Annotated in this window: 22 protein-coding genes; 1 reads left to right on the top strand and 21 read right to left on the bottom strand. The window is 43.6% G+C overall.

All coding sequences use genetic code 11. From position 1 onward, the window contains the following. Positions 1 to 66: 66 nt before the first annotated feature. From L3V23_RS18300 to trmJ, 21 genes are all read right to left on the bottom strand, one after another. The gene (locus L3V23_RS18300; protein ID WP_237292720.1) at positions 67 to 2,142 is read right to left on the bottom strand and encodes an EAL domain-containing protein; all 2,076 of its coding nucleotides are present in this window, start codon (positions 2,140 to 2,142) and stop codon (positions 67 to 69) included. Between the two features lie 157 nt (positions 2,143 to 2,299). Then, on the bottom strand, positions 2,300 to 2,521 hold the full coding sequence (locus tag L3V23_RS18305) for a zinc ribbon domain-containing protein (RefSeq protein ID WP_042489686.1): 222 nt from the start codon (positions 2,519 to 2,521) through the stop codon (positions 2,300 to 2,302). 227 nt (positions 2,522 to 2,748) lie between these two features. Beyond that, the gene (locus L3V23_RS18310; protein ID WP_237292721.1) at positions 2,749 to 3,651 is read right to left on the bottom strand and encodes an alanyl-tRNA editing protein; all 903 of its coding nucleotides are present in this window, start codon (positions 3,649 to 3,651) and stop codon (positions 2,749 to 2,751) included. A 103-nt stretch (positions 3,652 to 3,754) separates the two neighbouring features. Further along, the gene (der, locus tag L3V23_RS18315; protein WP_042489682.1) at positions 3,755 to 5,239 is read right to left on the bottom strand and encodes a ribosome biogenesis GTPase Der; all 1,485 of its coding nucleotides are present in this window, start codon (positions 5,237 to 5,239) and stop codon (positions 3,755 to 3,757) included. 312 nt (positions 5,240 to 5,551) lie between these two features. Then, on the bottom strand, positions 5,552 to 6,712 hold the full coding sequence (bamB, locus tag L3V23_RS18320; RefSeq protein ID WP_102963908.1) for an outer membrane protein assembly factor BamB: 1,161 nt from the start codon (positions 6,710 to 6,712) through the stop codon (positions 5,552 to 5,554). Positions 6,713 to 6,724: 12 nt separating this feature from the next. Beyond that, complete coding sequence (locus L3V23_RS18325; protein WP_102963909.1) at positions 6,725 to 7,339, bottom strand: YfgM family protein; 615 nt, start codon at positions 7,337 to 7,339, stop codon at positions 6,725 to 6,727. A 64-nt stretch (positions 7,340 to 7,403) separates the two neighbouring features. Next, positions 7,404 to 8,672 (bottom strand): histidine--tRNA ligase, encoded by a 1,269-nt coding sequence (gene hisS / locus L3V23_RS18330; protein ID WP_102965607.1) that lies wholly within the window; start codon positions 8,670 to 8,672, stop codon positions 7,404 to 7,406. Positions 8,673 to 8,697: 25 nt separating this feature from the next. Continuing rightward, positions 8,698 to 9,822 carry a flavodoxin-dependent (E)-4-hydroxy-3-methylbut-2-enyl-diphosphate synthase gene (gene ispG / locus L3V23_RS18335; RefSeq protein WP_102954650.1) on the bottom strand — a complete coding sequence of 375 codons (1,125 nt, stop codon included), beginning with the start codon at positions 9,820 to 9,822 and terminating at the stop codon, positions 8,698 to 8,700. A gap of 8 nt (positions 9,823 to 9,830) precedes the next feature. Further along, the gene (rodZ, locus tag L3V23_RS18340; RefSeq protein WP_237292722.1) at positions 9,831 to 10,823 is read right to left on the bottom strand and encodes a cytoskeleton protein RodZ; all 993 of its coding nucleotides are present in this window, start codon (positions 10,821 to 10,823) and stop codon (positions 9,831 to 9,833) included. Positions 10,824 to 11,139: 316 nt separating this feature from the next. Then, the gene (locus tag L3V23_RS18345; RefSeq protein ID WP_102965348.1) at positions 11,140 to 12,261 is read right to left on the bottom strand and encodes a bifunctional tRNA (adenosine(37)-C2)-methyltransferase TrmG/ribosomal RNA large subunit methyltransferase RlmN; all 1,122 of its coding nucleotides are present in this window, start codon (positions 12,259 to 12,261) and stop codon (positions 11,140 to 11,142) included. Positions 12,262 to 12,510: 249 nt separating this feature from the next. Then, entirely contained in the window at positions 12,511 to 12,951 is a 441-nt protein-coding gene (gene ndk / locus L3V23_RS18350) for a nucleoside-diphosphate kinase (RefSeq protein ID WP_042489669.1), read from the bottom strand. A 72-nt stretch (positions 12,952 to 13,023) separates the two neighbouring features. Next, entirely contained in the window at positions 13,024 to 14,316 is a 1,293-nt protein-coding gene (gene pepB, locus L3V23_RS18355; RefSeq protein WP_237292724.1) for an aminopeptidase PepB, read from the bottom strand. Between the two features lie 163 nt (positions 14,317 to 14,479). Beyond that, positions 14,480 to 14,674, bottom strand: a complete 195-nt coding sequence (iscX, locus tag L3V23_RS18360; RefSeq protein ID WP_042489665.1) for a Fe-S cluster assembly protein IscX — start codon at positions 14,672 to 14,674, stop codon at positions 14,480 to 14,482. 51 nt (positions 14,675 to 14,725) lie between these two features. Next, positions 14,726 to 15,064 carry an ISC system 2Fe-2S type ferredoxin gene (gene fdx / locus L3V23_RS18365; protein ID WP_042489664.1) on the bottom strand — a complete coding sequence of 113 codons (339 nt, stop codon included), beginning with the start codon at positions 15,062 to 15,064 and terminating at the stop codon, positions 14,726 to 14,728. Between the two features lie 14 nt (positions 15,065 to 15,078). Then, positions 15,079 to 16,932 (bottom strand): Fe-S protein assembly chaperone HscA, encoded by a 1,854-nt coding sequence (gene hscA / locus L3V23_RS18370; protein WP_237292725.1) that lies wholly within the window; start codon positions 16,930 to 16,932, stop codon positions 15,079 to 15,081. A gap of 21 nt (positions 16,933 to 16,953) precedes the next feature. Continuing rightward, positions 16,954 to 17,469, bottom strand: a complete 516-nt coding sequence (gene hscB, locus L3V23_RS18375) for a co-chaperone HscB (RefSeq protein ID WP_042489661.1) — start codon at positions 17,467 to 17,469, stop codon at positions 16,954 to 16,956. 64 nt (positions 17,470 to 17,533) lie between these two features. After that, a complete protein-coding gene (gene iscA, locus L3V23_RS18380) occupies positions 17,534 to 17,857 on the bottom strand; it encodes an iron-sulfur cluster assembly protein IscA (RefSeq protein ID WP_042489660.1) in 324 nt (107 codons plus the stop codon). A 66-nt stretch (positions 17,858 to 17,923) separates the two neighbouring features. Further along, positions 17,924 to 18,307 (bottom strand): Fe-S cluster assembly scaffold IscU, encoded by a 384-nt coding sequence (gene iscU, locus L3V23_RS18385; protein ID WP_042489659.1) that lies wholly within the window; start codon positions 18,305 to 18,307, stop codon positions 17,924 to 17,926. 36 nt (positions 18,308 to 18,343) lie between these two features. Next, a complete protein-coding gene (locus tag L3V23_RS18390; protein ID WP_042489658.1) occupies positions 18,344 to 19,558 on the bottom strand; it encodes an IscS subfamily cysteine desulfurase in 1,215 nt (404 codons plus the stop codon). 31 nt (positions 19,559 to 19,589) lie between these two features. Further along, the gene (gene iscR / locus L3V23_RS18395) at positions 19,590 to 20,111 is read right to left on the bottom strand and encodes a Fe-S cluster assembly transcriptional regulator IscR (protein ID WP_042489657.1); all 522 of its coding nucleotides are present in this window, start codon (positions 20,109 to 20,111) and stop codon (positions 19,590 to 19,592) included. 113 nt (positions 20,112 to 20,224) lie between these two features. Then, entirely contained in the window at positions 20,225 to 20,956 is a 732-nt protein-coding gene (gene trmJ, locus L3V23_RS18400; protein WP_102954645.1) for a tRNA (cytosine(32)/uridine(32)-2'-O)-methyltransferase TrmJ, read from the bottom strand. Between the two features lie 178 nt (positions 20,957 to 21,134). On the opposite strand from trmJ, the gene suhB reads away from it, so the two are divergent. Further along, positions 21,135 to 21,938 (top strand): inositol-1-monophosphatase, encoded by an 804-nt coding sequence (suhB, locus tag L3V23_RS18405; RefSeq protein WP_042489653.1) that lies wholly within the window; start codon positions 21,135 to 21,137, stop codon positions 21,936 to 21,938. Positions 21,939 to 22,029: the final 91 nt, after the last annotated feature.

Genomic DNA, 22,029 nt, shown 5'->3' on the forward strand with positions numbered 1-22,029 from the left:
TTATAAAAAAGCCACTGAGGCTATCAGTGGCAAATATCACAGTGGAGTCCCAACACAACTCAGGTCTTACTCAACCTTTAAGTTATCTTTTATTTTCTTGGTCAGATTTTCTACATCGACTGGGCGAGAGAAGTAATAACCTTGCAGTAAGTGGCAAGCAAGGTCACCAAGAATTTGCGACTGCTCTTTGGTTTCAACCCCCTCAGCCACAATGGTAAGCTGCTTGATGTTCGCAACCGCCAAGATACTTTTCACTAAGTTGTAAGCATCTTCATCTTCGACTAAATCATTGATAAAGCTCTTATCAATTTTCACTTCATCAACGGGTAACTTAGATAAATAACTTAGTGATGAGTAACCGGTGCCAAAATCATCAATTGAGAACTTAATACCTACGGCTTTTAGTTGTTCAATAACCGCAACTGTGCCTGGAATATCGTTTAAGAATGTACCTTCCGTGATTTCAAACACAATACGACTTGGATCAATACCTGTCGATTCAATGATCTCAATAGTATTTTCAACGAACCTTTTACTCATAAGCTGGTTAGGAGAAATGTTGACTGAAAGAGTCAATGCTTCTTCACCATTCGGGCTAACTGATTGAATGTCATTACAAGCTTGAGTCAATACCAGATCACTGATCTTACCAATGGTTCCTTTCTTCTCTGCGATAGGAATAAAATCCAACGGCGCAACTCGACCTAGCTCAACGTTATCCCAACGAACTAAAGCCTCAACGCCAATTATCTTACCGTTCAATGTACTTACTTGCGGCTGGTAGTGAACATAGAATTCTTTGTTTTCGATAGCGAAATCAAGAAGGTTCGAAATCTTAAAATGACGCTCTGAACTCTTAGACATAAACGAAGAATAGTTTACGTGAAATAAATTATTTGCCTTCGCATACTTCATGGCCAGCTCACCGTTACGAACAATGATCGAACCCAAAATATTTCTGTTCTTGAAGTTCACGACTGCATTACGGACACGTAGTGAGATCATTTCACCGCAGATATCAAACTTCTCAAAGGTTTCTGTTTCTTTTGCTACATCGATACACAAACTGACTGACTTTTGGCAAATCACGGCAAATTGGTCTGCCGCAACATGCCCGATGAACATGGTTTCATCCTTTAACTCTTCAAGAGCGCTGGTTACTTGGCGAAGTATTCGGTCACCAACGGCAAAACCATACTGGTTATTTACTTTCTGAAAGTCGACAATGTCGATCAATTGTAATTGGTATTCTTCGCCTTTTTCTTGCAGACATAGATTATCAATATAATCGGACGTGGCCTTTCTATTCGGCAAACCAGTTACATCGTTATAAAGAGAGCAGAAAGCAATTTCATTGTCCTTCTCTTCAATCTGGATAAGTTTTTCTTCGATCGCCGATTTATATTCGTACAACTTTTGGGATGTAATATTTTTTAGGTAATAAATGATGCCAGCGAAGATTATGAAAACCAGAATATGGAATAAGTTTTGATTGGACTTCTCATCTAGGACTAAATCCGTCACCAGTTTAGCTTCAGACTCGGAATAGTTTTTAATATCGTGTAAAAGCTCACCACTACCTAAAACAACGTCCCAATCCTCAACATAACGAATGTGTGTGATCTTTTGTGCTTCAGCATCACTCTTACGGTTATTAAAGGCTTTATCGCTATATTCAACCCAAGACGCGCCATTAATAGCGCTTTGATAAATATAGTGAACAACTTTATCGTCGATATCGTCTCTAAATAAATTGTCTGAATTTCGGTGTACTACGAACTTTTTGTTCTTGTTGATAACAAAAATATAGCCGTCATTATTTTCGTTTAACAACTGGAAAGAGTTCATTGTCTTATTGAAAAGCCCCGTCGGAATAATATCACCGTCAGCGAGACCGTTACTTTGGCGAATGACATCCAACATTTTGATTGTTGTATCAACTCGTTCAACAACTTCCGCTTTTCTCATGGCAATGTATTGTTCTTCGACACTAGTGATGACCGAAGCGATTAAGTTATTTGAAAATAACTGCTGATTTATAAAAGACGTACCAATGGCACACACCATAAGTATGCTTGGCAGCCAAAGTAAATATCGTTGCAACACTTTGTCGGTCATTTTCGCGAGTTCTTTCCGTTTCATTTCAGTGTTTATCCAACTTCATATGTGGATTCCCAGCTAACAAATGATACAGATGAAAAGCGAATAGAATAGATATCGAGGACTGATATAGCTGTAAGGTAAATCTCACTCAGTCATTGAATGAGATTTAATATTGAAAAGGACTTAAATAAACCGATTAGTCAACTTTTTGAAACTCAAAACGAATATGCGATTTTGACTTCAGCTCATTACAGGTATTGCAAAAATAGTTGGCAGCTCCACATGCTTGCAGTTTCTCTAGTTCGGCTTCGCAGTCGGGACAAAATCCAACCTTTTTAAAATGACTCTCACATGATGAACAGTGGTACTGTCCGTCCCACACAAGCTCTTTGTCACATTGAGGACACAAGTTTTCCATTACACTACTCCAACTTCTAATTCGAAATCTTTGGTTTAAACGCCTGCTTACATATTAAAGATCGTTAAAGAGATCTCAATCCGATCTTCCGCTTTATCTGCTTTGTTCAGCGATCTACCCTTAAAAGAACATTTATATAACCACACACCGAAAGCATAAGTTACATATTCTGCATTTGGATTTTAAACAGATTAATAATCTACTTTCAACTCTAAAATCTCAACAAATCAGAACTTAACAAAAGGATCATTTTCCAATTGATGAGTTACATGCGTGTGCATTTCGATATGTTCACTGTCACGTTGTACTAGCTTCACTTGTATCTCTTTGAAGCTATCCAATGAATCACAATGCGTTCCACCGCAAGGGATTATCGCTATTTCACCTTCCTGCAAATCACACTGCCAGTAGCGTGAATCCGTCAGGTTTTCGCCTTGTCTGGTGATCTCGATTTTTGATCCCAGTGTTAACCAAGACGCAAGCTGCGCATTTACCTGCTCTTCAATCTTAGCTAAGTTTTCTAGCATATCTGCGCTATTCAAACCACGCTTACGCAATGTTTTCCCTAGACGATACGTGTCTACACAGCGATCTTCTGTGACAAAGCTCGTCACTTGCGCATAACTATTAAAATCATTGTGGCCGTGAGGGTCTTTCCTGTCTGCATCTTTACGCCAATATCCAGCCGCTAACACTTTATTTAACGCTAAGTAAGCTAAGTGACCTGCGCTATGACCACGGCTAAGCTGGTTCTGATAAATATCGTCAACAGTTAAACTCACTACATCATGAACTTTGACAGCATTTTCTTCTGCCTTGATTTGATGAACGACAACGAACACCCAACCGGGTTCATCTCGTTTTACGGGAATCTCTTTACCGACCAGCAACTGATGATCGGCCTGATTAATAGCCCCTACAAGGCAGTGCTCAACTGTGTAGATATGCTCTCCGATAGCGAGTGTTCCTCGATCGGCTGGATGATCAGGCCAAATATGGCTCACAGGATGAAAAGGAGTCTGGGAGGTCACAATATAAAGTGCTTCTTCGCTAACTCTAACAAACTGTACCTCGCTTGAGAGCTGATAAATGGATTGTGTAAAAGTGACTTGAGTAGGTGTATATGACATATCAAATTATCGGACGGTTATGATTAGCAATCTCCTCCGCATAAAGCAGAGGTTTACAGATAACAGAAAAAAGCCCAAGCAATGCTTGGGCTCTTAAAAAGCGTTATTTTCTGCGACCTTTCATCATGGTCATCAGGCGCTTGCGTTTGCGCTCTTGCGATAACGTCATTTTGTTAGTTTTACCTTCAAATGGGTTTTCGCTGTTCTGGAACTGAATACGAATCGGTGTACCCATGATATCCAGTGACTTACGGAAGTAGTTCATCAGATAACGCTTGTAAGAGTCTGGTAGCTCTTTAACAAGGTTACCGTGCACAACTACAATTGGTGGGTTATAACCACCAGCATGCGCGTACTTGAGCTTCACTCGGCGGCTACGAACCATCGGCGGTTGGTGATCTTCAGTCGCCATCTTCATGATTCGAGTCAGAACCGATGTACCAACACGAGTTGTTGCAGACTTGTATGCCTCTTGAACAGATTCAAACAAGTGTCCAACACCTGTGCCATGTAACGCAGAAATAAAGTGAATACGAGCGAAGTCAACGAAGCCTAAACGACGATCCAGCTCTTTCTTAACGTGTTCTTTAACGTCGGTGTTTAAGCCATCCCACTTATTGACGGCGATAACAATTGAACGACCAGCGTTGAGAGCAAAACCTAATAAGCTTAAGTCTTGATCAGAAATGTTTTCACGAGCATCAATAACCAGTAATACAACGTTGGCATCTTCAATAGCTTTCAACGTTTTAACTACTGAGAATTTCTCAACCGTTTCGTTAACGCGTTTACGGCGACGAACACCTGCGGTATCAATCAACACGTATTCACGCTCATCACGCTTCATCGGGATGTAGATAGAATCACGCGTGGTGCCCGGCATATCGTAAACCACAACACGTTCTTCGCCCAAAATACGGTTAGTCAGCGTTGACTTACCTACGTTTGGACGACCGATAATCGCCAGTTTAATTGGCTGATCTTGTAGACGCTTATACGCTGCTTCCGCTTCTTCTTCTGTATACTCTAGCTGTTCTTCTTCTGAATCTTCAATATCAGTCAGATCTTCCAGAAGTGCATCTTGAGCCTGCATCTCTTCCGCAATAGGGTTCAACGCACGGTCAATCAAAGCACCAACGCCACGGCCGTGAGCTGCAGCGATTTGGTACATGTTTTCCATACCAAGTTGCCAGAACTCAGCGCTCGCTGCGTCTGCGTCAATACCATCCACTTTGTTTACAACCAAAATGCTGTTCTTTTCAATACGACGAAGATGCTGTGCAATCGCTTCATCTGATACGGTAAGACCAGCGCGGCCATCTACCATAAACAATACAACATCTGCCTCTTCAATCGCAGCGAGCGACTGTTCAGCCATTTTAGTTTCAACACCTTCTTCACTGCCATCAATACCGCCAGTATCAATAACAATAAATTCGTGCTCACCTAGCTTTGCTTGGCCATATTTACGGTCACGAGTTAAGCCAGGAAAATCTGCAACCAAAGCATCGCGCGTACGCGTTAATCGGTTAAACAGTGTCGATTTACCTACGTTAGGACGCCCAACAAGAGCAACAACAGGTATCATAACAACCTCTACAATTATTAATCATATGTAGTTATAGGTAATGACTGAGAAAACAACCAATCAGCTTTATACCAATATATCCGCCTACGCGAATTATACCCAAACGACTTGGAGTTGCAGGTAGGCGGCAAGTGAGTGAATCCCCATGAGCATAGATAACTATGCAATTGGGGTGAACGAACGTAGTCAACACCGCTGCAGCTTCAAGTAGGAAGGTTATATATAAGTATTACCTATAACCACATTATTTATTTCAATAAAACGGCTCCTAACTGTTTCCAGCTAGGAGCCGTTTGTGAATGATATCACAATTTACTTTTTGATCGTCAGTTTCTTTACATCGCCATCGCGAGTAACCAGAACATAACCGCCATCAATCGCCATTGGACCAACAGCAAAACCGCTATCGTCAATCAACTGCTGAGCAACAAACTCACCAGAGCTACGATCAATCCAGTGAAGATAGCCTTCGCTGTCACCAACAACTACGTAGCCTTCAATCACTTTTGGTGCGGTCAGCAAACGGTGTTCAAGCTGGTCGTTACTCCACAGCTCAGTACCACTACGCGAATCCACCGCAACTAAGTGATCTTTATCTGTTACTAGGAATAGACGCCCGCCATCAGTAGCCATATCGGTTGCTGATGAGTAATTACGTTTCCAGATAGGATTGCCAGAACGCAGATCAACTGCAATTAACTGACCGTTGAAACCAATCGTGTAGAGAGTTCCGCCGATGATCACAGGAGACGCATCGACATCCACCAAACGGTCTATTTCAGTCGCACCTTTCGGTTGGCCTACTGGTTGTTGCCAAATAAGCTGACCACGAGCAGAAATTGCCGCAGCTAGTCGACCACTTGGCGTACCCCAGAACACACCACCAGAAACAGCGGCTGGTTGGCTTTCACCACGTAGCGTTAAGTTCGGTACTTCAGTACTGATTGTCCATTTCTGGCTACCGGTCGCCTGATCTAATGCGACTAACGCACCACGACTGGTATTTACGATAACAAGGTTGTTGTCTGCTACAGGAGAAGCTAACACTTCACCTTCGACTTTCACTTTCCAAGACTCTTCACCAGTCTCAGCATTTAAAGCAATAACAACGCCGTTTTCACTGCCAATGTAGATTTGACCATACGCAGCAACGATACCGCCGGAAAGACGAGCAGAAACATCTTCTTCCAGATCGACTTTCCAGATCTCTTTGCCATTTTCAGGATCAAGCGCTTTTACAATACCGTCACGGCTTGCAACGAAAACTTTGCCGTAAGCAAAATCAGGTGACAGCTTAGAAAAGTAATGACCAACGCCATCACCGATAGAAGTACTCCACAGTGACTGAGGCGTAAATTCACTTTTCACCACTGGCACAGGTGCCATCACAACGTTTTCTTCTTCGCTGGCACAGCCGGCTAGCAGAGCTAACACAGCTGAGGACAGAAGCACTTTGTTGAACATCTTTTTCATCAACTTGTGCCCTTACTTGGCTAGGTCGTCCAGTTTAATTTGCAACGTTTGGCTTGCATCAGTCGCTTGTTGCGCTTCAGTGTAAGCGGCATAAGCAGCAGCAGTGTCGCCCTTACGCAGAGAAATATCACCGCGCAATTCAGCCACTCGGCCTGCCCAACCTTCTTCTGTAATATTGTTCAGCTCAGCTAATGCAGCATCAAAATCACCTTGCTCAGCCTGAACTCGAGCAACTCGTAAAGTAATCACTGGTTTTAAAGCCGCATCTTTAGTCGTGCTTTTCGCCCACTCAAGTTGTGCTAAAGCTTCGTCTAAATTACCTGCTTCAATTTGAACTTTTGCAAGTTGCATTGCTGCAAGCACTGAATACTCAGTGTCTTTATTGCCATCAATAAAGCTTTGAACATCACCGCTCGCATCAATGCCTTTCGAGGATAGAGACTGGATTGCTTGAGTATAAGCTTCTGAAGCAGCCTCTTTCGCTTCGGTTACGCTATCTTGATAAAAACGCCAACCAAAAAGACCACCTAAGCCAATGACAGCACCTAACATTACGGCTTTGCCATTTTCCTTCCACCAATCTTTGATCGCTTCTACTTGTTGTTCTTCAGTATCGTAGAGTTCCACTTCCTATCCTCTTTATTAATGCCAATGACGAGCATTGGCATAATGTATCTCTAAAAATGCGCTATTAGATCAGATGAGCCAGCTTGCTCGCGATCTCTGCTTGAGAAATTGTTTCTTGCTCGCCGCCTGCTAGGTCTTTTACAACCACAGTGTTACCCGCAACTTCGTCTTCACCCAAAACTAATGCTATCGCAGCACCAACTTTGTCTGCACGCTTAAACTGTTTCTTAAAGTTTCCGCCGCCGAAGTGTGTCATAACACGAAGACCCGGAACTTGCTCACGAATTAATTCAGCAAGCTTCATTCCCGCAGACAGAGTACCTTCGCCAGCCGTCACCACGTAAACATCAACGCTGCGACGAACATCTGTGTTGCCTAATGTTTCCATCATCAACACTAAACGTTCTAGACCCATAGCAAAGCCTACAGCTGGGGTTGGTTTTCCACCCAACTGCTCAACAAGACCATCGTAGCGACCACCGCCACATACGGTACCTTGTGAACCAAGACTTTCAGTGATCCACTCAAATACAGTACGGTTGTAGTAATCCAGACCACGAACCAAACGCTCGTTAACCGTATATTCGATACCTGCAACATCAAGAAGTTCACATAAACCTGCAAAATGTTGTTTTGACTCTTCATCTAGGTAATCAGACAGCTTAGGTGCATCACCTAATACGGCTTGAACATCTGGGTTTTTAGTATCCAGTACACGCAGAGGGTTGGTGTATAGACGACGCTTACAGTCATCATCCAGTACATCCATATACTGCTCTAAATACTCAATTAAAGCGGTACGGTAGTTCGCACGCGCGTCAAGTGAACCGATTGAGTTCAGCTCAAGACGGACATGTTCAGAAATGCCAAGCTCACGCCACATACGTGCCGTCATCATGATCAATTCAGCATCAACATCAGGGCCATCAAGACCAAATACTTCCACACCACATTGGTGGAACTGACGGTAGCGACCTTTCTGAGGGCGTTCATGACGGAACATTGGGCCCATGTACCACAGACGTTGTTCTTGGTTGTACAACAGACCATTTTCGATACCAGAACGTACACAACCCGCAGTACCTTCTGGGCGTAGCGTTAAGCTATCACCGTTACGGTCTTCAAAGGTGTACATCTCTTTTTCAACAACGTCAGTGACTTCACCAATCGCACGGCTAAATAGATGTGTCATCTCAACGATAGGCATACGAACTTCGTTATAGCCGTAAGCACTAATTACGTTTTTTACCGTGCCTTCCACTTTTTGCCAAAGTGGAGACTGAGTTGGGAGACAGTCGTTCATGCCTCGGATTGCTTGAATAGTCTTTGCCAAAATAGTTACCGTAATATCGTTTAGATTAATCTTGTTCAAGTTGCTGAATGTTGATGCGATTCTTCTCATCTAACATTGATGCTTTGGCACGAATTTTCGCTTCAAGCTGAGCAACCAGGTCGTCGTTGTCAAAACGTTCTTTTTGACGAACGCCGTCTTCATAAAATGCGCTTTTCTTATTGCTGCCTGCCAGACCTAAATGGGAAGCTTCCGCTTCGCCCGGGCCATTTACTACGCAGCCAATAATTGAAACATCCATTGGCGTCAAAATATCTTCCAACCGTTGTTCCAGCTCGTTCACAGTAGAAATAACATCAAACTCTTGACGAGAGCAGCTCGGACAAGCGATGAAGTTAATTCCGCGAGAACGGATACGCAGTGATTTCAAAATATCGAAACCGACTTTAATTTCTTCAACCGGATTAGCAGCCAAAGAGATACGCAAAGTATCACCGATACCTTCCGCTAACAGCATGCCTAAGCCAACCGCAGACTTCACTGAACCGGCACGAGCGCCGCCCGCTTCAGTAATACCTAAGTGCAATGGCTGGTCGATTTTCTTCGCCAGCAAGCGGTAGGAATCCACCGCAAGGAACACATCGGATGCTTTCACACTGACTTTAAACTTATCAAAGTTCAGACGATCAAGAATATCCACATGGCGCATCGCCGATTCCACCAATGCTTCTGGGGTTGGCTCGCCATATTTCATTTGCAGATCTTTTTCTAATGATCCGCCGTTTACACCGATACGAATCGGGATATTTTTATCACGCGCGCAGTCAACAACAGAACGGATGCGAGATTCGTTACCAATGTTGCCTGGGTTGATACGTAAACAGTCAACACCGTACTCTGCCACTTTCAATGCGATACGATAGTCAAAATGAATATCCGCAACGAGCGGCACTGATACTTGCTGTTTGATGAGCTTGAAAGCTTCTGCGGCGTCCATAGTAGGAACAGATACGCGAACGATATCTGCACCGACATTTTCCAGAGCTTTGATCTGAGCGACTGTCGCTTCCACGTCAGTCGTTCTTGTATTGGTCATTGATTGCACAGCAATTGGCGCACCATCGCCAATTGGCACATCCCCTACATAAATACGTGTAGAAGGACGACGTTTGATCGGAGATTCGTGTTGCATAGTATTGTCTAAGGTAAGGTGAGTCTTGCTACTTTGCCTGAAGTATACCCAGAAAGGTCTACAGGTTCACTTGCAAATGTCATTGATACGCTCTCTGGAGCGCCAAGAATCACTTGTAGAGGTTTTTGTCCGCGTAAATTCAGTGTCTGACCCGCTTGTTTAATGCCAGTCGACAACGTTTTACCCGTCGCATCTTTAACTTGAATCCAGCAATCCGCTGAGAAAGAAAGTGTTAGCAAGTTGCTTGCATCGGCTTGTTCTACAACAGGCGTCTCAACAACTGGCTCTTCAACAACCATCGGTTCTTCTTCCACTGCAACAGGCGCTTGTTCGCTAATCGCAGGCTCAACGTCTTCAACTACTGGTTCTTCAGTCTGTTCTACCGCTTGAACTTCATCAGCAGGTGACGTTGGTTCAACAGGCTCTTCACCTGATTCTTCGGTTAATTCGCTGACCGTTGCAAACTCTTGATCGTTACGCGAATCCTGCAATGAGGACTCATTGCTCAAAACCGCTGAAACTTCAGCATCTTTATCCGCTTCGAATCCACTGTCTCTGTGGTTCTGCCACCACCAAAGTGATGACATACCGATAAGAATCACCAAGATAACCCAAGTAATAGTCATAATATGGCTATCGTGTTTGGCACGCTTGGTTTTCTTTGAGAAGCTTTGCATGGTTTGCTCTTGAGGTTCCGAAGCGGTGCTTTTCTCATAAGCTTGCAAAATTTCAGATTCTTTTAATCCAACCGCTTTGGCGTAAGAACGCAAATAGCCGCGAATAAAGGTAGCGACTAAATCAGATTCAAAGTTGTTGGCTTCTAAGTTTTGAACAATGGATAAACGCAATCTCAAACGATCAGCGACTTGTTGTTGTGTTAACCCTAAAGCTTCGCGCTTTTCTCTTAACAGGGTTCCTGGTTCTACAAATGCTGCTTCTTGTTCTACAGTTGATGTTTCTTCGACGATTGGGTTTTCTTGTTCTTTATGTTCAGTATTCATCCGCGATGTCTGTCTCGTGTTTTTGTGCTCAAGTATCGCTTCGTCGCTTTTATTATTGATTTGTTAGTAGCAATCAATGTCGATGACTTCAACAGGTGAAAATTCATTTATGTTGATATCGCCAGTAATTCGCATTTACTTTTGATAATAGTGAAACATTCTAATAGATATTAGCCTGTAAACAACAAGCATTTGGAAAAGAAATTACAGACACGTCAAGGTTTTTGCTTAAACTGACATCAAAAAGACATATTTTGTAGGATTAATTCCAAAAGTAAGTAAGCCAGAGTTCACTCTGGCTTACTTATATTTTTAACTAAATCTGTTTTACAGGGATAGCTTGCTCATCCACCTGCTTGATTTTAGTACGTTTGGTACGGTCAATAACATCACCGACCAACTGACCACACGCCGCATCAATATCATCACCACGTGTTTTACGGATCGTTACGGTATGTTCGTATTGCATCAGTGTTTTCTGGAAACGATCAATTCGTGAGTTACTTGGTTTCTTGTAAGGTGAACCCGGATATGGGTTAAACGGAATCAAGTTAATCTTACAAGGTGTGTCTTTCATTAGTTGCGCCAGTTCGTGAGCATGCTCGGTACCATCGTTTACATGATCCAGAAGTACATACTCAACCGTCACTTTGCCACGGTTTGCATTTGATGAAGCAATATAGCGACGAACAGACGCTAGGAAATCTTGAATATCCCAACGATCATTAATCGGCATAATTTCACTGCGCAGCTTATCGTTCGGCGCGTGCAGTGAAATCGCTAAAGCAACGTCAATTTGCCCCGTCATTTGGTCTAAGCCGGATACTACGCCAGAAGTAGAAACCGTTACACGGCGCTTAGAAAGACCAAAACCGAGATCATCCAGCATGATTTCTAGTGCTGGAATCAAGTTCTTCATATTCAGAAGTGGCTCGCCCATACCCATCATTACAACGTTAGTAATAGGACGACGGCCTGTTTCTTTTTCTAAGCCAATTTCACGCGCTGCACGCCATACCTGACCAATAATTTCAGATACACGTAAGTTACGGTTAAAACCTTGTTGGGCTGTAGAACAGAATTTACATTCCAGCGCACAACCTACCTGAGAAGAGACACAAAGCGTTGCACGATCATCTTCAGGGATATAAACCGTTTCTACATCCTGATCACCCACTTTCATCGCCCACTTGATGGTACCATCACTGGAGTGTTGAGCTTCGGAAACGTAAGGTGCACGAATTTCACACTTTTGAATCAGTTTTTCGCGCAGCTGCTTATTAATATTGGTCATCTTGTCGAAGTCGTCACAACCAAAATGGTAAATCCACTTCATCACCTGATCTGCGCGGAATGCTTTTTCACCCAGTTCATCAGCGAAAAATGAACGCATAGCCTTGCGATCAAAATCAAGTAAATTGACTTTTTGTGTGGTCATGTAGCCTCTCAAAGATGGAACTATAATTAAGGGCGCGAATTGTACAGCCTTTAGGCAATAACGACAAGGGCTGCAATACCATGAGTTTACTAGGGTATTTACAAGCCATTGAATAAAAAATAAACAGCAAATTAAAAAAATAGCAAACAGACTTCGAGTACTAAGTGAAGTTGCTAAAAAATGGAGATTTCAGTGTTGCGAGAGGTACTGACGGGTACAAAAAAGCTCCCTTTCGGGAGCTCCTTAAAATTAAACTACAGCTTCTGAGCGAGGACAGATTTCTGATTCAGGGAAAAAGAATTCAATCTCGCGTGCAGCAGACTCAGGGCTATCACTGCCGTGCACTGAGTTATGACGCATGCTGAGTGCATAGTCAGCACGGATAGTGCCACATGCCGCTTCTTCAGGATTAGTCTTGCCCATCAGCTCACGGTAACGCGTAATTGCATCTTCACCTTCAAGAACTTGAACCATAATTGGGCCAGAAGTCATAAACTCTTTTAGCGGTTCAAAGAATGGCTTTCCTTCGTGTTCCGCGTAAAAGCCGCTTGCTTGTTCATCAGTCAGACGAAGCATTTTCGCTGCGATAATGCGTAGTCCAGCCTTTTCAATACGATGATAAATCTCACCGATTAGATCACGTTCCACGGCGTCAGGCTTAATGATAGAAAATGTTCTTTCTAGGGCCATAAGATGTCCTTTTACTTTACTTGTCGTTTTATTTTAAAAAGGCGGCTCTTAGGCCACCTTTAATTACTTCGATTACTTAGCTTGATCCATTAGTACGCGAGAGATGGTTCTTACGCCCATACCCGTTGCACCTGCAGCCCATTTATCACTTGGAGACTTACGGTAAGTACCCGCACAGTCAAAGTGTAGCCAGCCTTTCTTGTGGTCTTCAACGAAGTAAGACAAGAATGCAGCCGCAGTACTTGCGCCCGGTGAGTAATCACCAGAGCTAATGTTAGATAGATCAGCGAAAGGTGAAGGCAACATCTCACGATGGAAATCCATCAGTGGAAGTGGCCATAGACCTTCATGTTCTTCTTTAGCCGCTGTCAGAGCTTGGTGTGACAACTCGTCATCAAAGCTCATCAGCGCATGGAAATCATTGCCTAATGCATTTTTTGCTGCGCCAGTTAGCGTTGCGCAGTCAATAATCAGCTCAGGTTTTTGCTCACTGGCGAACATCAGACCGTCAGCCAATACCAAGCGGCCTTCCGCGTCAGTATTCATGATTTCTACTGTTTTACCGTTCTTGTAAGTGATGATATCACCCAGCTTAAGAGCACGACCTGAAACCATGTTTTCAGCACAGCATAGAATCAATTTCACGCGCTTATTTAAACCGCGAAGAATTGAAAGTGCCAGCGCACCAGTAATCATGCCTGCACCGCCCATATCTGCTTTCATCGCAGACATCATGCCAGATGCTTTTAGGCTGTAACCACCGGAATCGAAAGTAATACCTTTACCAACTAAACATGCGAACACGGGTGCGTCTTCTTTTCCTGTTGGGTTGAAGTCGAGTTGTAGCATTGCTGAGGTGCGGTCTGAACCACGACCAACAGCGAAAATGCCTTCCCAACCTTCAGCTAAAAGATCTTTGTCTTTTACGATACGGTAAGAAACTTGTTCAGGAGCCAGAGATTTCACGAACTCAGCCGCCATAGTCGCAAGCTGACGAGGTGCCACTTCTTCGGCACTCTTGTTAATAATGTCGCGAACCCAATCTGTGGTTTTAATACGAGCTTCTAGTTCTGCTTGTACTTCTTGCTCTAGGGGTTTCCACTCAACCGTGTTTCTCTTCTTCGCTTCACGGTAGCCTTGATAGAAAGCCCAGATAGATTCGAGATCCCAACCTTCGCCTTCTAGAGATACAGAACGCAAACCTTGAGTATCCAGTTTACGAGCAGCGCGTTGAATCGCACCTAAATCGTGAGATTGAGTAAGGTGAATCGTTGTACCTTGCTCAGAAAATGATAATAACGCCTTTTCTCCCCACTGAGGCTGGGCAGCTTCCAGGCTAATAAATACAGACATTTGTGTAGACATGGTTTCTCCTTGTCTTAGTAATGGCGTCTCTTCGCCACATCTCTTCAATAACTCGGGGATGTTAGCATTTTGTCAGTTAAAAATATCAACTTGATAAAAAAACGGGCAACTAGGCCCGCTTTTTTATTAAAACTGTTAACTTAGCGAGGCTAGGTTAGCGAATTTAATCGCGCTCATCCATCCAGCACATAATGATCGCTTCAAGGATTTTTTCGTTCGAGTGATTAGGCTCATCGTCAAAATCTTCAAGGTCCAATATCCACTGATGTAAATCAGTAAAACGTACGTTTTGCGGTTCAATATCAGGATACTTTTCGCAAAGTTCAATCGCGATATCGCGTGAATCTGTCCATTTCATAATGTTATTCCAGTGTCATATACTCAGGCTTGAATAAAGCCGAAGTGATAATTAGTGATCTTCAGATGCGTGATTCAAAGTGTATTTTGGAATTTCAACAACCAAATCTTCATCCGCGACTTTTGCCTGACAGCTCAAACGAGATTCAGGCTCTAAGCCCCATGCTTTATCTAGCATGTCATCTTCAAGTTCATCACTCTCTTCTAGCGAGTCAAAACCTTCACGGACAATGCAGTGACAAGTGGTACATGCACAGGATTTCTCACACGCATGCTCAATTCCGATACCGTTTTTCAACGCCACATCAAGAATCGTTTCGCCAGGTTGCGCTTCTAATACCGCACCTTCCGGGCAAAGTGTTTCATGGGGTAAAACAATAATCTTAGGCATTTTTTGTCTTCTCTTTAAATCTCGTCAACTGAATGACCAGCCAATGCGGCACGAATAGATTTATCCATACGGCGCGACGCAAAATCTTGGCTCGCTTTATCGGTATCTTTTATTCCTTGCTCAATAGCATCTGCATCATCACCGTTGCGTAATTCGATCAGTGATTCAATAGCATTAACTAAAAGCTGGCGCTCATCTTGGCCCAGTAGTTCGTCACCATCTGCCTTCATTGCTGCAATCAGACCTTCGATGACTCGATCCGCTTCAACACGCTGTTCCATCAAGGTTCTTGCTTGCATGTCTTCTTTAGCATAAGCCATAGAATCACGCAGCATTTGAGCAACTTCATCATCGCTTAAACCGTAAGACGGTTTAACCTGAATTTCGGCTTGGACGCCTGTGCTCTTTTCCATTGCAGTTACGGATAGCAGACCATCCGCATCTACTTGGTAAGTAACGCGAACATGTGCAGCACCAGCGGCCATTGGCGGAATACCTTTGAGTGAAAAACTCGCCAGTGAACGACAGTCATCCACTAATTCACGCTCACCCTGAACAACGTGGACACTCATCGCTGTTTGACCATCTTTGAAGGTGGTGAACTCTTGCGCTCTTGCTACTGGGATCGTGGTGTTGCGTGGAATAATTTTTTCCACTAAGCCACCCATGGTTTCAATACCCAGAGACAGCGGGATCACATCCAACAGAAGCATTTCAGAATCAGGCTTATTACCTGCTAAAACATCTGCTTGAATCGCGGCACCGATGGCCACTACTTCATCAGGGTTGATACTGGTTAATGGCGTACGACCAAAGAACTCACCCACTTGCTCACGCACATATGGAGTACGAGTAGAGCCACCAACCATGACCACTTCCAATACTTCATCAGCCGAAATCTGCGCATCTTTGAGCGCGCGGCGGCAAGACATCAGCGTCTTCTTCACTAGTGGCTGGATCAGTTCATTGAACTGTTGTTTGGTAAGCACGCCAGACCAATCAAGGACATTAACTTCTACTTGATCGCTATCTGACAGTGCAATTTTCGCAGCCGTTGCTGCGTTTAATAGCTCACGGTGTTTGCTTGAGCTTAACTGGCCTTCAATACCCATTTGCTGTTGCAGGTATTCGGCTATCAGATGGTCGAAATCGTCGCCGCCCAATGCTGAATCACCACCTGTTGCGAGCACTTCAAATACGCCTTTTGACAGACGTAAAATAGAAATATCGAACGTACCGCCACCTAAGTCATAAACCGCAATCACACCTTCCTGAGCGGAATCCAGACCGTAAGCAATGGCTGCGGCCGTTGGTTCATTGAGTAGACGTAATACGTGTAATCCGGCAAGAGCCGCTGCATCTTTGGTTGCGACTCGTTGGGCATCATCAAAGTAAGCAGGAACAGTGATAACCACGCCTGCCAATTCGCCGCCTAATGTGTTTTCAGCTCTTTGGCCTAGCGTTCTAAGAATGTCTGCAGACACTTGAATCGGGTTTTTGTCACCGTGAGACGTTTGCATGATCGGCAAACCGTTTTCACTGGCTTTAAATTGATACGGCAGATTTGGGTAACGAGACTGAATATCGGTTAATGAACGACCAACAAGTCTCTTTACCGAAATAATAGTATTAGCAGGATCGGCTTGTGCGTTGTCATGAGCGTCATAGCCGACCACTTTTTCTTCTTGGGAATAAGACACAACGGAAGGCAGGATGCTTCGTCCTTGCTCATCAACTAAAGTGGTTGCCGTGCCGCTTCTCACTGAAGCCACTAACGAGTTGGTGGTTCCTAAATCAATGCCTGCAGCCAGTTTATGCTGGTGCGGTGCAGAACTTTGACCCGGTTCTGCAATTTGAAGTAATGCCATCTATGGGTCCTTTTTTTAGAATTAGCCGAGGAGTTTGTCTTCGACTCGTTCTATTTCATTTTTTAATTTGGCAATAAATTTGAGCTTACGAACAGTGTCTGCTGCGGTATTCCACTGCTCACTGTTTAGCTCTTGCTCTACTTGAATTAAGTGCTGTTTATACATTTTCTCGACTTTACTATCAAAGTCGAACAGCGCACTTTCCGCATCAGAGCTGTCGGTAATTGCTTCAAGTTCTTCACGCAGTTCCATCTGTTCCATCAGGAACATTGGATCTTGAAGAGTTTGCTGTTCACCTCGGAGTTCAACGCCGTTAAGTGACAGCAGGTATTCTGCGCGAGAGATTGGGCTTTTTAAAATTTGATTGGCATCGTTAATCTCTGCCGTTTTTTGTACCGACATCAGTCGATCACGCTCAGAAGCCGTGGCAAAGTTATCTGGATGAAAACGCTTTTGCAACTCTCGGAACTGAGAAGAAAGAAGGCTACCATCCAGTTGAAACTGAGTTGGTAGCCCAAATAATTCGAAATAATTCATGTAGATATCGGTCCTTTAATTCGATTTAGGATGAACGTTTTCTCACCCTAAATTCAGAGAACTCTTAGACGTTGAAGCTTTCACCACAACCACATTCGCCTTTGACATTTGGGTTGTTGAATTCAAAGCCTTCATTCAAGCCTTCTTTTTTGTAGTCCAGCTCTGTGCCGTCTAAGTAAACCAAGCTTTTCGCATCAATGATAACTTTCACACCGTTATCTTCGAAGACTTGGTCACCGTCTTCAAGATCATCAACGAATTCTAGTACGTATGCCATACCTGAACACCCAGTCGTTCTTACGCCTAAACGTAAGCCGATACCTTTTCCTCGGTTATCCAAAAAGGTTTTAACTCGGTGTGCTGCTGATTCAGTTAGAGTAATGGCCATACTGCTACCTTTGGGTCTTCTGTTAATTAAAGTGGGAGTAACAAAGGGTTACTCCCCAATCATTTATTATTCTTGATGTTTTTTCTTGTAATCCGCAACAGCGGCTTTGATTGCATCTTCTGCCAAGATTGAGCAGTGAACTTTCACTGGTGGTAGCTCTAGTTCTTCCGCAATTTCAGCGTTTTTGATCGCTGCTGCTTCGTCAATTGATTTACCTTTAACCCATTCAGTTACAAGCGAGCTTGATGCAATTGCGCTACCACATCCGTAAGTCTTGAATTTTGCATCTTCAATGATGCCTTCAGGAGATACTTTAATTTGTAGACGCATTACGTCACCACATGCAGGTGCACCAACCATGCCGCTACCTACTGATGGATCTTCCTTGTCAAACGAACCTACGTTACGTGGGTTCTCGTAATGATCAATTACTTTTTCACTATATGCCATGATAGTTACCTCGAATCCTCTAAGTCGCTGGAAAGATTAATGATGAGCCCACTCAACGGTGTTCAAATCTACCCCTTCCTTGTACATATCCCATAGTGGCGACATGTCGCGTAATTTGTTGACAGCTACACGAATCAATTCAATCGCATAATCAATGTCTTCTTCTGTTGTAAAACGACCGAATGAGAAACGAATTGAGCTGTGAGCCAATTCATCATTAAGACCAAGAGCACGTAGTACGTACGATGGTTCAAGGCTTGCTGATGTACATGCACTGCCTGAAGATACCGCAAGGTCTTTCAGAGACATAAGCAGTGATTCACCTTCAACGAAAGCAAAGCTCACGTTTAGGTTGTTCGGTAAACGCTGTTCTAGGTCACCGTTGATCGAAACTGCTTCCATATCTTTGATGCCAGCTAGTAGACGATCACGCAGTTTTTTAGCGTGGTCGAAATCTTGTTGCATCTCTTCTTTTGCAATTCGGAATGCTTCACCCATACCCACGATTTGGTGAGTTGGAAGTGTTCCTGAGCGGAAACCACGCTCGTGGCCGCCACCATGCATTTGCGCTTCAAGACGAATACGTGGTTTACGACGTACGTATAAAGCACCAATACCTTTAGGACCGTAAATTTTGTGCGCCGACATAGAGATAAGGTCAACTTTCATCTCTTGAACGTCGATTGGCAATTTGCCTGCTGATTGCGCTGCGTCTACATGGAAAACAATTTTACGTGAACGACACAGTTCGCCAATAGCAGTGATATCTTGAATAACACCGATTTCATTGTTCACATGCATGATAGAAACAAGAATGGTGTCATCACGCATTGCTGCTTCTAATTTATGTAGATCAATGAGGCCATTTGCTTCTGGCTCAAGATAAGTCACTTCAAAACCTTCACGCTCTAGCTGACGAGTAGTGTCCAGTACAGCTTTGTGCTCAGTTTTACAGGTAATGATGTGTTTACCTTGTTTTTGATAAAAGTGTGCAACACCTTTAATCGCTAGGTTGTTAGACTCTGTTGCGCCTGAAGTGAAGATAATTTCACGAGGGTCAGCATTCAATAGTTCTGCAATTTGCTCACGAGCAGTATCAACAGCTTCTTCTGCCTGCCAGCCATAACGATGAGAACGAGATGCAGGGTTACCGAAAGTACCATCCATCGTCATGTACTGAACCATCTTTTCAGCAACACGTGGATCAACTGGGCAAGTTGCTGAATAGTCTAAATAAATAGGCAGTTTCATTTTCTACTCCAATGCAATGTAAACGTCGTTCTTAAGAACGAACATTAATACCTACGGGTGCCGCACCAATGGTGACTGTGTTCGAATTTTTGTGTGCAATCCCGTGGTTAACCGCAAGATCGATATCTTGGCGATCTGAAATTTCTAGCACTTCATTATCAACCATCAGCTCACCCAGAGTGATGTTGTTAAGGAAGTCACTGATGCGAGAGCTTAGGTCGCGCCACAGTGTATGTGTTAAGCAGCGAGTACCACCTTGGCAATCACCTTTTCCGTGACACTTAGTTGCATCAACGGATTCATCAACTGCGGCAATCACTGTACCAATTGAAATCGAGTGGCCATTCATACCTAAGCGATAACCACCGCCCGGACCACGAACGCTAGCAACTAAACCTGCTTTACGTAATTTCGAAAACAGTTGCTCTAAATATGAAAGCGAGATGCCTTGGCGTTCAGAAATATCTGCCAATGGTACTGGGCTTTGTTGCGAATGCAGAGCCACATCTAACATGGCTGTTACCGCATATCTTCCTTTAGATGTAAGTCTCATATCACACCGTATCCACATTGATTATGTGGTTAGAAGTTTCACATACCTGACTAATATGGTCAAGTATTTATTTGACTAAAATAGTCAGGTATTTAACCATTAACTAAAAATGGTTATTCTTTATTCTCTAGACTTTTTCCAACAGCGGTAAGAACGCCACGTAAGATGTTGAGTTCTTGAGCTTCTGGACGCGCACGATTAAAAAGGCGACGAAGTTTGTTCATCACTTGGCCCGGTTGTGCCTCTGAGATGAACTGGGTTTCAATCATTACTTTTTCAAGGTGTTCATAGAACATTTCCAGTTCTTTATGACGAGGGTATTCCTCTTCAGCCTGAGGCGCGTATTGAGATTGAACCTGATTTAAATGCGCAACGCGGATTTCATAACATATTGTTTGAACCGCCATGGCTAAATTTAGAGAGCTGTAGTCAGGATTTGCAGGGATGCAGACGTGGTAATGGCAAGTTTGCAGTTCTTCATTGGTTAGCCCTGTACGTTCACGTCCAAAGACTAAAGCAACCGGATGTTTTTGCCCTTCAATAGCAAACTTCTCACCGCATTCGCGAGGATCAAGCATTGGCCATTCAAGCGTTCTTGAACGAGCGCTAGAACCAACGACTAAACCACAGTCTTCTACAGCTTCTTCTAAACTATTAACAATTCGAGCATTGAGTGCGATTTCGCTTGCACCAGCGGCCAATGCGACAGCTTGAGCATCCACCTCACACTGAGGATCAACCAAGACCATTTCGCTGAGACCCATGACTTTCATAGCACGTGCTGCAGAGCCGATATTGCCTGAATGAGAGGTTCCCACTAAAACCACTTTAACATTGCTTAACATGATGTATTTACGCTACTCAACTTATAACCGCAGAATATTAACATAAACCTGAGTAAAATGGTCAGAAGCTTCACTCCCCCAGAACCGAATGAATAAAAAATAACCACTTCCATTTTGATAAACATTTGGTATACTGCGCACCGCTTTTTCGTTCTTTAACATCCGTTGGGAAATCCGTATGCATCCTATGCTAAACATTGCTATTCGCGCTGCGCGAAAGGCAGGCAATCATATTGCTAAATCTCTAGAAACTCCTGAGAAAATCGAAGCCACTCAAAAAGGCATGAACGACTTTGTCACTAACGTAGACAAAGAAGCTGAAAACATTATCGTTTCTACGATTAAAAGCTCTTACCCAGAGCACTGCATCATTGCCGAAGAAGGCGGTCTGATCGAAGGTAAAGATCAGGATGTACAATGGATTATTGACCCACTGGATGGCACGACAAACTTTATAAAAGGTTTACCTCACTTCTGCGTTTCAATTGCTGTTCGTATTAAAGGCAAGACTGAAGTAGCTTGTGTTTACAACCCAATGCTAAACGAGCTATTCACAGCTCAACGTGGCTCAGGTGCACAGCTAAACAGCGGTCGTATCCGTATCAAACAAATTAAAGACCTGCAAGGTGCCGTTTTGGCAACTGGCTTCCCATTCAAACAAAAGCAACACTCAGAATCTTACATGAAGATTATGACGTCTCTATTTGTTGAATGTTCAGACTTCCGTCGTACTGGCTCTGCAGCTCTTGACCTATGTTACCTAGCATCTAACCGTGTTGATGGTTACTTTGAACTTGGTTTGAAACCTTGGGATCTTGCAGCCGGTGAACTGATTGCTCGTGAAGCAGGCGCAATCCTAACAGATTTCGCTGGCGGTACTGATTACATGAAATCAGGCAACATCGTTGGCTCTAGCCCACGCGGTGTGAAAGCTATTCTGAACCACATCCGTGAAAACGGTAACAGTGCGATTCTGAAATAACAGCTCCGTCACAGCTGATAAATAGAAAGCCCCTTCCTAACGGTTGGGGCTTTTTTGTGTCTGACTGTCGCTGAAGATACAAAGCTAGAAG

Origin of the sequence: Vibrio sp. A1-b2 (genome assembly GCF_021726015.1) — a bacterium.
Taxonomy (GTDB): Bacteria; Pseudomonadota; Gammaproteobacteria; order Enterobacterales; family Vibrionaceae; genus Vibrio; species Vibrio diazotrophicus.

Coding starts and splice junctions, on each gene's coding strand:
- trmJ (WP_102954645.1), bottom strand. CDS start 20,956: ATGTTAAGCAATGTTAAAGTGGTTTTAGTGGGAACCTCTCATTCAGGC.
- L3V23_RS18310 (WP_237292721.1), bottom strand. CDS start 3,651: ATGTCATATACACCTACTCAAGTCACTTTTACACAATCCATTTATCAG.
- iscX (WP_042489665.1), bottom strand. CDS start 14,674: ATGAAATGGACAGATTCACGCGATATCGCGATTGAACTTTGCGAAAAG.
- bamB (WP_102963908.1), bottom strand. CDS start 6,712: ATGAAAAAGATGTTCAACAAAGTGCTTCTGTCCTCAGCTGTGTTAGCT.
- iscA (WP_042489660.1), bottom strand. CDS start 17,857: ATGGCCATTACTCTAACTGAATCAGCAGCACACCGAGTTAAAACCTTT.
- rodZ (WP_237292722.1), bottom strand. CDS start 10,823: ATGAATACTGAACATAAAGAACAAGAAAACCCAATCGTCGAAGAAACA.
- der (WP_042489682.1), bottom strand. CDS start 5,239: ATGATACCTGTTGTTGCTCTTGTTGGGCGTCCTAACGTAGGTAAATCG.
- L3V23_RS18300 (WP_237292720.1), bottom strand. CDS start 2,142: ATGAAACGGAAAGAACTCGCGAAAATGACCGACAAAGTGTTGCAACGA.
- suhB (WP_042489653.1), top strand. CDS start 21,135: ATGCATCCTATGCTAAACATTGCTATTCGCGCTGCGCGAAAGGCAGGC.
- iscR (WP_042489657.1), bottom strand. CDS start 20,111: ATGAGACTTACATCTAAAGGAAGATATGCGGTAACAGCCATGTTAGAT.
- L3V23_RS18390 (WP_042489658.1), bottom strand. CDS start 19,558: ATGAAACTGCCTATTTATTTAGACTATTCAGCAACTTGCCCAGTTGAT.
- L3V23_RS18345 (WP_102965348.1), bottom strand. CDS start 12,261: ATGACCACACAAAAAGTCAATTTACTTGATTTTGATCGCAAGGCTATG.
- fdx (WP_042489664.1), bottom strand. CDS start 15,064: ATGCCTAAGATTATTGTTTTACCCCATGAAACACTTTGCCCGGAAGGT.
- pepB (WP_237292724.1), bottom strand. CDS start 14,316: ATGTCTACACAAATGTCTGTATTTATTAGCCTGGAAGCTGCCCAGCCT.
- L3V23_RS18305 (WP_042489686.1), bottom strand. CDS start 2,521: ATGGAAAACTTGTGTCCTCAATGTGACAAAGAGCTTGTGTGGGACGGA.
- hscB (WP_042489661.1), bottom strand. CDS start 17,469: ATGAATTATTTCGAATTATTTGGGCTACCAACTCAGTTTCAACTGGAT.
- hscA (WP_237292725.1), bottom strand. CDS start 16,932: ATGGCATTACTTCAAATTGCAGAACCGGGTCAAAGTTCTGCACCGCAC.
- ndk (WP_042489669.1), bottom strand. CDS start 12,951: ATGGCCCTAGAAAGAACATTTTCTATCATTAAGCCTGACGCCGTGGAA.
- iscU (WP_042489659.1), bottom strand. CDS start 18,307: ATGGCATATAGTGAAAAAGTAATTGATCATTACGAGAACCCACGTAAC.
- ispG (WP_102954650.1), bottom strand. CDS start 9,822: ATGCAACACGAATCTCCGATCAAACGTCGTCCTTCTACACGTATTTAT.